Source organism: Methylobacterium sp. AC315, from assembly GCF_979253755.1.
On record NZ_CEEDEA010000004.1, the window covers coordinates 459167 to 472726 of the forward strand.

15 protein-coding genes are annotated in these 13560 nt (G+C 69.8%); 11 read left to right on the forward strand and 4 right to left on the reverse strand.

Going from position 1 to position 13560, the window contains the following annotated elements:
• Positions 1 to 132 precede the first annotated feature (132 nt).
• Positions 133 to 414, forward strand: a complete 282-nt coding sequence (locus AC0IY0_RS09965; protein ID WP_147905703.1) for a hypothetical protein — start codon at positions 133 to 135, stop codon at positions 412 to 414.
• Between the two features lie 142 nt (positions 415 to 556).
• Positions 557 to 850 (forward strand): hypothetical protein, encoded by a 294-nt coding sequence (locus AC0IY0_RS09970; protein WP_147905702.1) that lies wholly within the window; start codon positions 557 to 559, stop codon positions 848 to 850.
• Positions 851 to 874: 24 nt separating this feature from the next.
• Here AC0IY0_RS09970 and AC0IY0_RS09975 read toward each other — a convergent pair whose 3' ends face one another.
• The 4 genes from AC0IY0_RS09975 to AC0IY0_RS09990 all read right to left on the reverse strand — a co-directional run bounded on the left by AC0IY0_RS09975 (position 875) and on the right by AC0IY0_RS09990 (position 3168).
• A complete protein-coding gene (locus tag AC0IY0_RS09975; RefSeq protein ID WP_147905701.1) occupies positions 875 to 1081 on the reverse strand; it encodes a hypothetical protein in 207 nt (68 codons plus the stop codon).
• 190 nt (positions 1082 to 1271) lie between these two features.
• Positions 1272 to 1937, reverse strand: a complete 666-nt coding sequence (locus AC0IY0_RS09980; protein ID WP_147905700.1) for an HAD family hydrolase — start codon at positions 1935 to 1937, stop codon at positions 1272 to 1274.
• Between the two features lie 184 nt (positions 1938 to 2121).
• The gene (locus tag AC0IY0_RS09985; protein WP_147905699.1) at positions 2122 to 2520 is read right to left on the reverse strand and encodes a DUF2934 domain-containing protein; all 399 of its coding nucleotides are present in this window, start codon (positions 2518 to 2520) and stop codon (positions 2122 to 2124) included.
• A gap of 177 nt (positions 2521 to 2697) precedes the next feature.
• On the reverse strand, positions 2698 to 3168 hold the full coding sequence (locus tag AC0IY0_RS09990) for an atp-dependent helicase (protein WP_471763711.1): 471 nt from the start codon (positions 3166 to 3168) through the stop codon (positions 2698 to 2700).
• Between the two features lie 158 nt (positions 3169 to 3326).
• Here AC0IY0_RS09990 and AC0IY0_RS09995 point away from each other — a divergent pair, with 158 nt between their 5' ends.
• The 9 genes from AC0IY0_RS09995 to ybeY all read left to right on the forward strand — a co-directional run bounded on the left by AC0IY0_RS09995 (position 3327) and on the right by ybeY (position 13547).
• The gene (locus AC0IY0_RS09995; RefSeq protein ID WP_147905697.1) at positions 3327 to 3893 is read left to right on the forward strand and encodes a NifU family protein; all 567 of its coding nucleotides are present in this window, start codon (positions 3327 to 3329) and stop codon (positions 3891 to 3893) included.
• 378 nt (positions 3894 to 4271) lie between these two features.
• Complete coding sequence (locus AC0IY0_RS10000) at positions 4272 to 5963, forward strand: methyl-accepting chemotaxis protein (RefSeq protein WP_471763712.1); 1692 nt, start codon at positions 4272 to 4274, stop codon at positions 5961 to 5963.
• Positions 5964 to 6238: 275 nt separating this feature from the next.
• Complete coding sequence (gene tsaB, locus AC0IY0_RS10005; RefSeq protein WP_147905695.1) at positions 6239 to 6913, forward strand: tRNA (adenosine(37)-N6)-threonylcarbamoyltransferase complex dimerization subunit type 1 TsaB; 675 nt, start codon at positions 6239 to 6241, stop codon at positions 6911 to 6913.
• Positions 6910 to 7425 carry a GNAT family N-acetyltransferase gene (locus tag AC0IY0_RS10010; protein WP_147938047.1) on the forward strand — a complete coding sequence of 172 codons (516 nt, stop codon included), beginning with the start codon at positions 6910 to 6912 and terminating at the stop codon, positions 7423 to 7425. Before tsaB ends, AC0IY0_RS10010 begins: the two co-directional genes overlap by 4 nt.
• 4 nt (positions 7426 to 7429) lie before the next feature.
• Positions 7430 to 8299 (forward strand): lysophospholipid acyltransferase family protein, encoded by an 870-nt coding sequence (locus AC0IY0_RS10015; protein ID WP_461231048.1) that lies wholly within the window; start codon positions 7430 to 7432, stop codon positions 8297 to 8299.
• 273 nt (positions 8300 to 8572) lie between these two features.
• Entirely contained in the window at positions 8573 to 10306 is a 1734-nt protein-coding gene (locus tag AC0IY0_RS10020; RefSeq protein WP_471763713.1) for an L-lactate permease, read from the forward strand.
• Positions 10307 to 10583: 277 nt separating this feature from the next.
• A complete protein-coding gene (miaB, locus tag AC0IY0_RS10025) occupies positions 10584 to 11921 on the forward strand; it encodes a tRNA (N6-isopentenyl adenosine(37)-C2)-methylthiotransferase MiaB (protein ID WP_419829522.1) in 1338 nt (445 codons plus the stop codon).
• A gap of 37 nt (positions 11922 to 11958) precedes the next feature.
• Positions 11959 to 13065 carry a PhoH family protein gene (locus tag AC0IY0_RS10030; RefSeq protein ID WP_471763714.1) on the forward strand — a complete coding sequence of 369 codons (1107 nt, stop codon included), beginning with the start codon at positions 11959 to 11961 and terminating at the stop codon, positions 13063 to 13065.
• Positions 13062 to 13547, forward strand: coding sequence for an rRNA maturation RNase YbeY (gene ybeY / locus AC0IY0_RS10035; RefSeq protein ID WP_147905689.1), 486 nt, complete (start codon positions 13062 to 13064; stop codon positions 13545 to 13547). The genes AC0IY0_RS10030 and ybeY overlap by 4 nt, the downstream gene beginning before the upstream one ends.
• The last annotated feature ends 13 nt before the right edge of the window (positions 13548 to 13560 follow it).

A 13560-nucleotide genomic window follows, 5' to 3' on the forward strand; every position in this document is an offset into this window, starting at 1 on the left:
CGCTGGTACGGCCGGCGTCGGTCGGATGCCCGGCAACCTTCACGCGCCGATCCGTGTTGAAAGCCGCCGTCGTCACGCGCGTGCGCGAGATGACCGGATGCCCCTGAGCATGACGCGAATGGCGAGGAAGCGATGCGGTCTCGAACCCTGTTGGCGGCGCTGCCGTTCGTCCTCTTGGGATCGGATTATGCCGCCGCGCAGGATCCATCCACGGTCACGGCCTGCGATACGCTGATCGCCACACGCCGGATCGATGCCGCCAGCGGGCCGGCCCGTGAGGCGCCGGAGCCGGGATGCCGCCGGATCCCACGCGGGGAAATCGGCCCTGTGGAGCAGCGGGCGCTGATCGGTGGCGCACCCTACGAGTGCATGACGATTACGGGATCCAGCCGCTGCCTGTGGGTCGTGCCCTGACACGTCGGGCGCAGACTGCGCCCGACGCACAGGCGGTGCTGCCTGACGGCCATCTCGCCGGAACCAGCAGTCTGACGAAGCTTCACGGGAGGACGATCCGCACTATCTCGGCGTTTCTGTCCAGCGAGGAACACGCTCCGGTATGTTGAGTATTCAAGCCAGGATGCGGATTCCCGTATGGGTTTCGGCTGTGGTTCTGACGACGATCCTCGGTGGTGAGGCAGCCCGGGCCGAGCCGCCGATCCGCAGCCCGGAAGACGCGGCCTGCCGCAACGAGGCGCGTGCGAAGGTTTTCTCCGCACCCAATCCCCAGGGACTGGAGTTGGAGGATATCGGCCGGCAGATCTACTTTGCCTGCATGGCCCGCACGACCCAGGCTGCCGTCCAGCCGCCGAAGCGCACGGGCAAACGCAAGCATCATCACAGGCGGCGCTGACGCGCCGCCGGGGACGCGCCGGGTTCAGGCGTCGAGCGGTGCTCCGATCCGCGCCCGGAGTTCATGACGCAGGGCTTCGTCGCCGCCTTCCGCGTTGAGTGCCGACATCAGGCGCAGCAGATGGCTGAGCGGGGTCGACCGACAGGCGATCGCCTCGGCGATCTGCTCCGGCAGGGGCTTGGCCACCGGCACGAAGCGCGGTGCGGGGCTTGACTGGTGAGTCTGGGGCATGCGCGGGGCTCGTGCGTGGAGACGTTCCAGATGGCGGCCGGGTGGCTACGCCTTCCCGCCCCACCGCGCCAGCCCCATTCGCACTTTTACGTAGCCGGCATCACGCTCCGTTACTGCACTGCAACACCGGATGCGGGAAACCGTGGAGGGCTTGGGCCGCCCCGACGATTTCCCTTGCTTCCGTCGCAGTTCATCCCATCGCGAGCGGGGAGGAATCGAAACCGTCGAGGAGATCCTGCGGGTCGCGATAGATCGCGATACAGCCCGCAGCCGACAGGTCGGCCTCCGGAAAACCACCGCACAGCAGGCCTACGGTGCGTAGGCCGGCCTTCGACGCCGCCTCCGCGTCATAGGGTGTGTCGCCGATCACGATCATCTCGTCTTTGCCGAGACCGTCGAGCTTCTTCACCGCGGCCTCGAAGATATCGGGATGCGGCTTCGAGCGATCCGCGTCGTCGGAGCTGGTGGCGACGTCGACGAGGTCGGCGATGCCGAGGATCTCCTGATAGCGCTCGACTTCGGGCCCCTTGCCCGAAGAGGCCAGCGCGATCTTCAGACCGGCCTCACGAAGCCGCTCGAACAGCGGCCGGACTGCCGGAAACGGCCGGACCTCCGGAAGATACTTTTTCTTGAAGAGATCCGACCGGAAGCCCTCAATCTCCTCGCCCTCGCGCGCGATCCGCTCGGCCGGCAGGAATTCCGGCATGAGCTCGTCGCCGCCCTTGCCGATCTGACTGCGAACCTTCGCCTCGTCGGTCTCGACGCCGAAATGGGCGAACGCCTCGACCCAGGCGCGGGCATGCAGGTCGACGCTGTCGAGCAGGGTCCCGTCGATATCGAAGATCACGGCGCGCATCGCGGCCCCTCCTTACGGCGCACGGCGTATGCGTCAGGCCGGACAACGATGCCGGAGCCGGCCTGTTCCGGAGGGCGGAAACGGCAGGAGCCCGCCCCTCGGTGGAGGGGCGGGCTCCTGAAAAGCCGGAGCGCACGGGTGGTGTGCGACACGTGGTTCGATGGCGCCGCAACGCGCCGTCGGCTCAGTGCATCGAGGCCGGAGCGCGGGCCGGCTTGGCCTTCGCGGCGAGTCCGGCGGTCACGGCAGCCTTCGAAGCCTTGGCGGTCTTCGCGGCGACCGGCTTGGCCAGGGCGACCTTGGGCGTCGCGGTCTTGGCGGCGGCCTTCGCCGGAGCCTTCGGAGCGGCGGCCTTGGCGGCGGCAGGTTTAGCGGACGCGGCCTTCGGCGCGGCGACCTTGGCGGTCTGGGCCTTCACGGCGACCGGGGCGGCCGCGCGGGCCTTGCCGTCCGCCAGCACCACGCCGGCGCGCAGCTCGGCTTCGGCGCGCATCCAATGGGCGACGGCATGACCGTGAATCCGGCCTTCCCTCTCCCAGATGTAATAGGCGCATTCGCGCACGTGCTGCTCGCTGATCTGCATGCGTTCGATCTCCTGTCCGTCCCGGGATCGACGATGCGAGCGTGTGGTTAAAGCGCGGTTAACCCTGCCGGGTGGGCGGTCGGCTGCCCGAGATCCGTTTTCGATCGCGAACTCGGCGACGACGATCGGCTCGCGGCGGCGCTTGCTCCGAACCGGTGACCCCTTCCGCGGCGCGCGCTAGCCTGGGATGCCCAGAACCCGCCGCGCCTCGGTCAGCAGCACGGCGTGCCGGGCCGCCCCGGGGCCGTCGGTCGGCGCCTCGCGCCCGGCCCGCGCGATGATCTCCTGGAAGCGGCGTCGGTCGAGGGCACGGCTGCCGATGCTGTCGAGCACGGCGCCCAGCACCGTGCGGACGGCCTCGGTGCGCTCGTCCGCCTCGGCCGCGGAGGCTGCGCCGGCCTGACCCTCGGCGCGCTCGGTCTCAAGGTCGCTCGACCGGGTGCGGGCGTTCTCAAGCTCGGCCGTGAGGCGTTGCGCCTCCTGCCAGGCCAGGTCGTGCTGGTGCGTCCGCAGGGCGAGCAGAACCTTGAGCGAGGCTGCATCCTCGCGCGCGGCCTCCAGCTTGGCCTGCGCCGCACGCAGGTCGTTCAGCAACTCCTGCGCGAGCATCGCATCCCCCGTTACATCCACCGCCGGCTCCGTCAGCATCCCGTTCGCGCCTGTCCTGAAGGGGCGTCGCGCGAATGTCCACTCTCCAGGCGCCCGGGCCCGGTTGAGAAAATCCACCCGCCGGTCCACATGGAAGGCGGTGCCTCACGGTGCCTGTCCCGGCCGGCCTTGAACCGGCGCAGCGGAGTTCGCCGACAATGTTCATCCAGACCGAAGCCACGCCGAACCCGGCGACCCTCAAGTTCCTCCCCGGCCGCGTCGTCCTGCCCGAATCCACGTTCGAGGCCCGGGACGCCGAGACCGCCGGCCGTTCGCCCCTCGCCTCCGCGCTGTTCGACGTTCCCGGCGTCGCGGGCGTCTACTTCGGCCACGACTTCGTCTCCGTCACCAAGGCGGAGGACGGCTCGGAATGGGCCCAGGTGAAGCCCGCCGTGCTCGGCGCGATCATGGAGCACTTCCAGTCCGGCGTCCCCGTGATGGCCGAAGGCGGCCTCGACAACCAGGACGGCGAGGAAGAGTTCTACGACGCCGCCGACCACGATACGGTCGTGACGATCAAGGATTTGCTCGAGACGCGTGTCCGCCCGGCGGTGGCCGGCGACGGCGGCGACATCACCTTCCGCGGCTACAAGGAGGGTGTCGTCTACCTGGAGATGAAGGGCGCCTGCTCGGGCTGCCCCTCCTCCACCGCCACCCTGCGCCACGGCGTGCAAAACCTGTTCCGGCACTTCCTGCCGGAGATCCGCGAGGTTCAGGCGATCTGATCTCACGCCGACGTTCACGCCGCGACCAGCGCCGGCGGCCGCGAGCCGCCGGCGTTTTCTTTGGCATCCCTCGGTCTGGCCGGCCCGCGTCGGTGTCAGAGCCGTCGGCTCGTCCAAGCGTATCCTACGCCGATCGACAGATCGTAACGTGCTGGATGTCGGTACGGTAAATCGTTTGATGATAATACTGGCGGCATCTTTCTGGCTTGATGCCCCGCATAGATTCAATATCTATATTCCATAACCCGCTTTGTGGTTTAATGTTTAATCGAAGACGATCTGTGCAATTGTTATGAGCGTCGCTTCAGATCTCTATCGAAGATCTTGACGCAAGGTTTCATCCTATCTCTCGTGTCCCACGGTTTTCCGGGGATTCGCATGAACCTTCTCAGCCGCACGAACATCGCCACCAAGCTGCTCGCAATCAATCTGATCATCGCGGTGATCGTGGGCGGCTGCATCTGGTTCGCAGAGTCCCGGATGACGATGATCGACGAGGTCTACACGAGCCTGATTGCCCGGGAGGCGAAGGCGGTGTCGAACGTGCGGCGGACCAATCGCCTGCACAACACCATGAACTACCTCCTGTACCGGACGATCGCCGAGACCGATCCCGAGCAGATCCGCCAGGCGGGCACGCAGTTCGAGAGCATCATCGGGCAGGCCGACAAGACCTTGTCCGTTCTCGCGCAGCAGGTGCCGGCCTTCAACGACTTGATCCAGGCCCAGCGTGATCGCACCGCGCGGTTCGTGGCCGAGGCGTCGGAGGCGCGGCGCCTCGCCATCTCGGGCGAGGTCAGCGCCGCGCTGAAGCAGGCCCACGAGAAGAGCGAGCCGATCTTCGTGTCCCTCGGGGTCGAAGGGACCAAGCTCGGCGACGCGATCGAGGACTACATGCGCAAGCGCTCCCGCGACCTTACCGACGAGACCAACGCCACGCGCTGGAAACTGATCGGCTTCGGCGCGCTCGGCATGCTGGTCGGCATCCTCTGCTCCCTGCTGGTCTCGACGATCGGCATCACGCGGCCCCTCGGTCGCCTGGTCGCGGTGCTCCAGCGCATGGCGAAGGGCGAGATCGAGGCGGAGATCGTGGAAGCCCGCCGGGGTGACGAGATCGGTACGGTCGGACGGGCCGTCGAGGCTATCAAGGCCATGGTCGTGCAGAAGGCCGCCGCGGAGGCCGAGTTCAAGCGGACGGCGGACGCAGCCACGGCCGCGGAGCGGCGGCGCGCGATGGTCGATCTGGCCGACCATTTCGAGGAGGCGGTCGGCGGTATCGTCGGCCAGGTCTCGTCCTCGGCCACGGAGCTTCAGGCCACCGCGCAGACCATGACCTCCACCGCAACCCGGACTGCCGGCCAGACCACCCATGTGGCGTCCGCGGCCGAGGAGGCTGCCGCCAACGTCAACACCGTGGCTGCGGCCGCCGAGGAACTCGGCGTCTCGATCTCCGAGATCGGCCGGCAGGTCGAAGGGTCGGCCGATCTGGCCCAGCGCGCGGTGGGTGAGGCCGACCAGACCGGTGCGCTGATGCAGGACCTGAGCGGTGCCGTCGCGCGGATCGGCGACGTGGTCGGGCTGATCGCGTCGATCGCCAGCCAGACCAACCTGCTGGCGCTCAACGCCACCATCGAGGCGGCCCGCGCCGGCGAGGCGGGACGCGGCTTCGCGGTGGTCGCTGCCGAGGTGAAGGAACTGGCCGAGCAGACCGCCAAGGCCACCGACGAGATCGCCGCACAGATCGACCGGGTCCAGGGAGCCACCGGCCAGGCGGCCTCGGCGATCGGCTCGATCACGGGCCTGATCCGGGAGATCAGCGGCGTGGCGACGAGCATCGCCGCCGCGGTGGAGGAGCAGGGCGCCGCGACCCAAGAGATCGTGCGCAACGTCGCCCAGGCCGCCACCGGCACCGGCGCGGTCACGCACAACATCGTCGATGTGGCACGGGCCTCGGAGGCGACCGGGTCGGCGGCCAACCTGGTGCTGGCCTCCGCCTCGGTGCTGACCGGGCAGTCCGAGCAGCTCAACGTCGAGGTGCGAAGCTTCCTCTCCGCCGTCCGCGCCGGATGAGGTTCTCACCGGGGGGCCGACCGGCGCAAGCCGGCAACACTCCACCGTCAACGCGGTTCTGGCCGGCGACCCGCGCTGACGAGCCGGTGGTTTTGTTCTAACGCTGAAGCTTCGTCCCGAAAGGTGGTTGCCGGCTTTCGGGACACGACGATGCACACCAGAATGCTAGGACCTCGTCGAGGATATCGGTATCCTGGACGAGGTCCTGGGGTGTTCGCGCTCTTCGGGACCGAATGGGCGCGGTCGTCGGTCCGATCCGGCATTCGGGAGTGGGCGTGCGTATCCTAGCCATCGACACAGCGCTGGACCTGTGCGCCGCCTGCGTCGCCTCGGACGATGCCGACGCGCCGCTCTCGGCCGAGTCGCTGCCCATGCTGCGCGGCCACGCGGAAGCCCTGCTGCCGCTGGTCGAGCGGGTGATCGCCCGCGTCGAGGGCGGCTTCGAGGCGATCGACCGGATCGCCGTCACGGTTGGGCCCGGCAGCTACACCGGTCTGCGGGTCGGCCTCTCGGCGGCCCGGGCGATCGGGCTCGCCACCGGCAAGCCCGTGGTCGGCGTCGGCACGCTCTCGGCCCTGCTGGCGCCGCTGCTGGCGGAGTCCGTCGAGGGCACGATCGCCGCTGTGGTCGATGCCCGGCACGGTGCCGTCTACGTCCAAGCCCTCGGTCCGAACGACGGGCTGGCCCCGGCCCATCTGTCGGTGGAGGTGGCCGCGGAACGGCTGGGCGCCGGCCCCGTGGTGCTCACCGGCTCCGGGGCGCCCCTGGTGGCGGCGGCCCTGGCCGCCCGCGGCGTGAGCGCGCGGGTCGCCGGTCTCGGTGCCCCCGACATCACCGCCGTGGCGTCGCTCGGTCTCGTGGCCGACCCGGCCCAGGCCCTGCCGCGGCCGCTCTACCTCCGCGGGGCCGATGCGCGGCCTCAGGATCACGCGAGGATCGCGCGGCAATGACGCGTCCCATCCCGTTCTGGCCGCTCGACTGGTGGGCCGCGTGGTGGGATGCCCTCACGCCGCAGCCCTACGTCACTCCGCTGGCCGACGCCGCGCAGGCCCCAACCCTGGCCCGGCTCCACGCCACGGCGTTCGCCCGGCCCTGGGAGGCCCACGAATTCGAGCGCATGCTGTGCGAGCGCTCCACGCAGGCGCATGCCCTGTGGCGGACCGGGACGCTCCAGGGGTTCGTCCTGTCGCGCCGCGCGGCCGACGAGGCCGAGATCCTCACCGTCGTGCTGTCCCCGACGCTGCGCGGCGGCGGCCATAGCCGCCGGCTCCTGCGCGATCACCTGTCGAGCCTGGCGCATTCCGGGGTCGCCCGGGTGCATCTGGAGGTCGACGAGGGCAACGTGCCGGCGCTCAAGCTCTACGCCCGCCACGGGTTCCGGAAGGTCGGCGAGCGCACCGGCTACTACCTCAAGGCCGACGGCAGCCGGGCGACCGCGCTGACCATGAGCGCCGACCTGTGACGGCGTGAGCCGCGCCGGCCTCACCATACGGGTCGCGGTCCTCGCCCTCGCCTTCCTGGTGCTGGGCCCGCCGCACTGGGTCGCGATGCGGCTGCTCGGCCGACGCTCGACCGTGGCGCCGCTGCTGTTCCACCGCACCTTCCTGTGGCTGTTCTCCGTCCGGGTGACGCAGTCGGGGACGCCACCGGATTCCGGCGAGGCCGCCCTGGTCCTGGCCAACCACGTGTCGTGGCTCGATATCGTGGTGATCGGGTCGCTGCGCCCACTCTCGTTCGTCGCGAAGTCTGAGATCGCCGGCTGGCCGGTGATCAGCCTGCTCGCGGCCCTGCAGCGCACGATCTACATCGACCGGCAGCGGCGGGGCGCGACCGCCACGGTGAGCGCCACGATGGGCCACCGCTTGGCCGGGGGCGAGCTGGTCGTGCTGTTCGCCGAGGGCACCACCGGCGACGGCAACCGGCTCCTGCCGTTCCGCTCCGCGCTGGTCGGGGCGGCGCGGGCGGCCCTGCGGGGGGAGGCCGGACGCGGCCGCGTGCGCCTCCAGCCGATGGCCATCGCCTATCCCCGACGCAACGGCCTCCCGGTGGTGCGCTCCGAACGTTCCGAGATCGCTTGGTACGGCGACATGGAGCTGGCGCCGCATCTCGCGGCCTTCGTCAACGGCGGGCCGATCGACGTCCATGTGGCCTGGGGCCAGCCGATCGCCTTCGAGGCGACGACCGATCGCAAGGCCGCGACCGCGGCCGCGGAGGCCGAGGTCCGGGCCGCGCTTCAGGGGATCGCCACCGGTCGGGGCGAAATCAGGCCGGCGCCCGGGCCTCGGCCGGCCTCGCCGGGGCTCGACCTCGGCGGCCCCGAGATCGCGGCGGTGTAAGGTCTTTCGGAACCCCGGACCGGGCCATCACGATGCGGTTTCCCGTGATCGCACGGGCGGCGAAGCAGCCCGCGGAGGCGCCACGTCCCTCCGTCGCCTACAGGTCCTGAGTTGCTCCGCCGCGCGCGATCACCGCTTGGATAGATCCGACCCGCGAACGCCATATCCCGGTAGAACCACCCAATGAATACATGATGCATATCTGTTGAGGGTCTGGTGAGCCTCTGATAGGTGGGCCGAAACCCCTGAAGTTGGGGTATCGGAGGACGCCCCTTGCAACCCTGGAACCAAGTCTACGATCCGTTCGGGAGCCCCTGGCTCTCGACGCTGGCGGCCTCCGTGCCGGTCATCGCCCTCCTCGCCATGATCGCCAGCGGGCGCGTGAAGGCCCACATCGCGGCAGTCATCGCCCTGGGCCTCGCCCTGCTGGTCGCAATCGTGGGCTTCGGCATGCCGGCCGGGCTCGCGTCCCGGGCCGCGATCCTCGGCATGGTCACGGGCTTCTTCCCGATCGGGTGGATCATCCTCAACGTCATCTTCCTCTACCGGCTGACGGTGGAGAAGGGCTGGTTCTCGGTGCTGCAGCAATCGGTGGCCGGCATCACGGCCGACCGGCGGTTGCAGCTGCTCCTGGTGGCCTTCGCGTTCGGCGCCTTCTTCGAGGGCGCGGGCGGCTTCGGCACGCCGGTGGCGGTTACCGGGGCGATCCTGATCGGCCTGGGCTTCTCGCCGCTGGCGGCTTCGGGCCTGTCGCTGATCGCCAACACGGCGCCCGTGGCCTTCGGGGCGCTCGGCGCGCCGATCCAGGGCCTGGCCTCGGTCACCGGCTACCCTCCCGAGATCCTCGGCGCCATGATCGGGCGGCAGCTTCCGCTGTTCTCGCTGATCGTGCCGTTCTGGCTGATCTTGGTGTTCGCGGGCTTCCGCGGCATGGTCCGGGTCTGGCCGCCGATCCTGGTCTGCGCCGGATCGTTCGCGACCGCGCAGTTCCTGATCTCGAACTACGTCAATCCGTGGATCGTCGACATCGGCGCCTCGATCGCCTCGATGCTCGCCCTCGTGCTCTTCCTCAAGGTCTGGCAGCCGCGGGAGATCTGGACCTCCCCGGCCCTGCGCGGTCACGACCCGTCCCTGGCGCTGGCCACCCCGCGTCCGTCGCCGCTGGGCGCCGGCGTTCCGGGCACGCCTCCGGTCCACACCGGCACGCGCACGGCCTCGCAGCGCGAGATCCTGCTGGCCTGGCTGCCGTGGATCATTCTCTCGGTGGTGGTGGCGATCTGGGGCACGGGCTGGTTCAAGGGCATCGTGAACCCGCTCTTCACCTGGAAATACGAGGTGCCCGGCCTGCACAACGCGATCATGAAGGTGCCGCCGGTGGTGTCCAAGCCGGTGCCCGAGGGCGCGGTCTTCCTGTTCACCTACATGTCCTACACCGGGACCGGGGTGCTGATCGCGGCGCTCATCTCCGGTCTGATCATGCGGTTCTCGCCGGTCCGCCTGGTCACGGCCTATGTCGAGACCATCTGGGCGCTGCGGTTCTCGCTGATCACCATCGCGGCGATGCTGGCGCTGGGCGTGCTCACCCGCTACGCCGGCGTCGACGCCACGCTAGGGCTCGCCTTCGCGGGCACCGGCATCCTGTACCCGTTCTTCGGCACCCTGCTCGGCTGGCTGGGCGTCGCGCTGACCGGGTCGGACACGGCCTCGAACGTCCTGTTCGGCGGATTGCAGCGGATCACCGCCGAGCAACTCGGCCTCTCGGGCGTGCTGATGGCGGCGGCGAACTCGTCGGGCGGCGTGATGGGCAAGATGATCGACGCCCAGTCGATCGTCGTCGCCTCCACGGCCACCGGCTATTTCGGCCAGGAGGGCAAGATCCTGCGCTTCGTGTTCTGGCACTCGATCGCGCTCGCCTGCCTGGTCGGCCTGTTCGTGATGCTCCAGGCCTACGTGCCGTTCTTCCAGCAGATGGTCATCGACGTCCCGGCCGCGGCCGCAGCCCACTGACAACGAGGCGGCGGGCACGCCCCGCCGCCTCCCCTGCCCTACGCGCCAGAACCTGGATCTTGAAAGGTCCGTGACCTTTTGCGGGTCCAGGGCACGGCCCTGGTGCCTCGAGGACCTTGGGCCCGAACCCCGCCAAAGGGCGCGCCTTTCGGCAACCCCGTCCTGCCGTGGGTGTCGCGACGGCCCGTGCGATCCGTGCTACAGGCTCCCGCCCGCCGGTCCGCGCAGGATCGGCCCGGGACGATGGACGAGCGGACGGTTTTTGGGGCGGCACGCGTTGAAGAAGGCCTTCGTCAAATCCTACGGTTGCCAGATGAACGCCTACGACGCGGCCCGCATGGCCGACGTGCTGGGCGCTGAAGGATATGCGCCGACCGATTCGGTGGAGGAGGCCGACGTCGTCGTCCTCAACACCTGCCACATCCGCGAGAAGGCTGCCGAGAAGGTCTATTCCGAACTCGGCCGCCTGCGCGTCCTGAAGGGCGAGCGGCAGGCCCGCGGCCTCGATACCCGCATCGTCGTCGCCGGCTGCGTCGCCCAGGCCGAGGGCGCCGAGATCCAGACGCGCCAGCCCGCGGTGGACGTGGTGGTCGGCCCGCAGAGCTACCATCGCCTGCCGGACCTCCTGGCCCGCTCCCGCGAGCGCCGGGTGGTCGACACCGAATTCCCGGTCGAGCACAAGTTCGCGCACTTGCCCCGGCGCCGCAGCTCCGCGCCGACGGCCTTCCTCACCGTGCAGGAAGGCTGCGACAAGTTCTGCGCCTTCTGCGTGGTGCCCTACACCCGCGGCGCCGAGGTCTCGCGTCCCGTCGCTGCGGTGCTGGCCGAAGCGGAGACTTTGGCGCAGGGGGGCGCCCGCGAGGTCACGCTGATCGGCCAGAACGTCAACGGCTATCACGGCCTGGGCCCGGACGGTGCCCCGGTCGGGCTCGCCGACCTCATCCGGGCCGTCGCAAAGATCCCGGGCCTCGCCCGGGTCCGCTACACGACGAGCCACCCGAACGATTTCGACGACGCGCTCGTGCGGGCCCATGGCGAGGTGCCGGCGCTGATGCCGTACCTGCACCTCCCGGTTCAGTCGGGCTCGGACCGGATCCTTGCGGCCATGAACCGCAAGCACACCGGCGACCAGTACCGGCGCCTGATCGGCCGGGTGCGCGCCGCCCGGCCGGACGTCGCCCTGTCTTCCGATTTCATCGTCGGCTTCCCGGGCGAGACCGACGCCGACTTCGCCGACACCCTGCGGTTGGTGCGCGAGATCGGGTTCGAGAGCGCGTTCTCGTTCAAGTACAGCCCCCGCCCCGGCACGCCGGCCGCCGAGCGCGACGATGGGGTGCCCGAACCCGTGATGGCGGCGCGGCTCGCCGAGCTTCAGGCGCTCCTCGACGAGCAGCGCTACGCCTACCAACGGGCGGCGGTCGGACAGGTGTTCGACGTCCTGGTCGAGAAGGCCGGCCGGCTTCCGGGGCAGCTCGCGGGCAAGACGCCGCACCTGCTGGCTGTGCAGTTCGACGCCCCGCTCCACCATATCGGGTCGATCGTGCCGGTCCGGATCGTCCGGGCCGGGACGAACAGCCTGTTCGGGCAACTGGCTTCCGAGGCTGTGGCGGCGTGAGGATCGAAGCGATGGGGATGGCGGTGAGGATCACAGGTTGAGCGCGTCGGACGGGTCTGGCGTGCGCGGCCCCCTGCGGGGTCGCGGGCCGGCGGCGCGGCCGGCCGAATCGGAGGAAGCGGTGGAGGTGCCGCTGACCTTCGACGACAACCGCCTCGCGAGCCTCGTCTTCGGTCAATACGATCAGAACGTCGCCCATATCGAGCGCCGGCTCGACGTCACCGCCACGGCGCTCGGCAACCACCTCGTCATCAAGGGGTCGCCCGACGCCGCCGAGAAGGCGCGGCGGGTGTTCCTCAAGCTCTACGCCCGGGTGCGGACCGGCGGCAGCACCCTGACGCTGGGCGATGTCGACGGTGCGATCCGCGAGGCCACCGCGCAGGCGAGCCTGTTCCCCGCCGAGGCGATCGCCGCCGAGGCCGACACGCCGCATTTCGAGCAGATCGCCACCCGCCGCCGCGGCGCGGTACGGGCGCGCAACCAGGCGCAGGACCAGTACATCAAGCTGCTGCGGACCAACGAGCTGGTCTTCGCGGAAGGTCCGGCCGGAACCGGCAAGACCTGGCTCGCCGTCGGCCACGCCGTGTCGCTGCTCGAGCAGGGCCACGCCGAGCGGCTGATCCTGTCGCGCCCGGCGGTCGAGGCCGGCGAGCGCCTGGGCTTCCTGCCCGGCGACATGCGCGACAAGGTCGATCCGTACCTGCGCCCGATCTACGACGCCCTCTACGACTTCATGGAGGCGCGCCACGTGGACCGCGGCCTCCAAACCGGCATCATCGAGATTGCACCGCTGGCCTTCATGCGCGGGCGGACGCTCACCAACGCCGTGGTGCTCCTCGACGAGGCGCAGAACACCACCTCCATGCAGATGAAGATGTTCCTGACCCGCCTCGGCGAGGGCTCGCGCATGATCATCACCGGCGACCCCAGCCAGGTCGACCTGCCGCCGGGCCAGAAGTCCGGGCTCGTGGAGGCGGTGAACGTGCTCGACGGCGTGGAGGGCATCGGCCGGGTGACCTTCAAGGACGTGGACGTGGTCCGCCACGACCTCGTGCGCCGGATCGTCACCGCCTACGAGCGCGCCACCTACGGCGACGGCGATGCCGACCGCAATCCCAACCCCCGGCGCCGGCCCCTGGCGTGAGTACGCCGCACGACATCGACGTCGCGATCGAGGACGATCGCTGGGAAGCCGCGATCCCGGAGCTCGAATCGCTCGTCACCCGCGCCGTCGAGGCGGGGCTGGCGGCTGCGCCCGCGCCGCCGGACGGACCCGTGGAAGTCAGCGTCATGCTGACCGACGACGTCACCGTCCAGGAGCTCAACCGCACCTGGCGCGGAAAGGACAAGCCCACCAACGTGCTGTCCTTCCCGGCGGCTCCGCAGCCCCGGCATGCGGGCGCAGCGCTGCCGCTCGGCGACGTGGTCCTTGCCTACGAGACCCTTGTGCGCGAGAGTGCCGAGCAGTCGAAGCCGCTCCAGAATCACCTCGCGCACCTCCTCGTCCATGGCACCCTGCATTGTCTCGGTCAGGACCACGAGAACGGCGAGGCCGAGGCCGAGGCCATGGAGGCGCTCGAAGTCGCGGCCCTCGCGACGTTGGGCATCCCAGATCCCTATGCCTGAGCGGCCGATTCCC